Annotated in this window: 1 protein-coding gene; it reads right to left on the reverse strand. The window is 46.5% G+C overall.

Features of this window, described 5'->3' with window-relative positions; translation table 11 throughout:
- Nucleotides 1-68: 68 nt before the first annotated feature.
- On the reverse strand, nt 69-613 hold a 545-nt coding region (locus tag R7Z47_RS25630; RefSeq protein ID WP_318130865.1), incomplete at its 5' end, for an ATPase RavA domain-containing protein.

The raw sequence follows: 613 nt of genomic DNA on the forward strand, positions 1-613 counted from the left end.
TCGATGATGCCTGAATCCGCCACCATCAGCGCCAAGTTGAGTCCGTCTGCACCTAACATGTCGTCTCCTTAAGAGAAAAACTGATGTAAGTTTTTAAAGCGTTGAATGATCTTCTCGCTTTCACCTTGGATAGACTCAAGTCGTTGGCTCACCTGTTGCAGACTCGACTCCATAAGACGTGGTAATTCAGGATCCACAAAACTGTGTGGCAGTGCATCATGAAAGTTCGCTTTGACTTTACGCATGTGGTGCTCTGCTTCACTCAGTTGGTTTACGGCTTTTTCGCTTTGCGACAACCATTTTTGGTACAGCTCAATGTCCAAACCTTGTTGCGTTACCAAGCTCACCAAAATACCGCGGTTAGCAATATCGCGGATCACCAAGTTGTTAGCCGCATCCACATCAAAACGCAGACGACACATATTGGTGTTTTGGTTTACGTAACCGTACACATCACCTTGGCCATCTTTGATCACACGGTCCAGTTCATCTTTCGGTACATAAACCCAGCGGCTATCCCCTTTTTCCGATTCCGATACCGACATGTTGCTTTGCAAGATAACCAACTTCACTAGGTTAACAGCCGCACCCACTTTGTAGGTTTTCGCCTTCG

It is taken from the genome of Vibrio sp. 1641 (genome assembly GCF_033339995.1).
GTDB lineage: Bacteria > Pseudomonadota > Gammaproteobacteria > Enterobacterales > Vibrionaceae > Vibrio > Vibrio alginolyticus.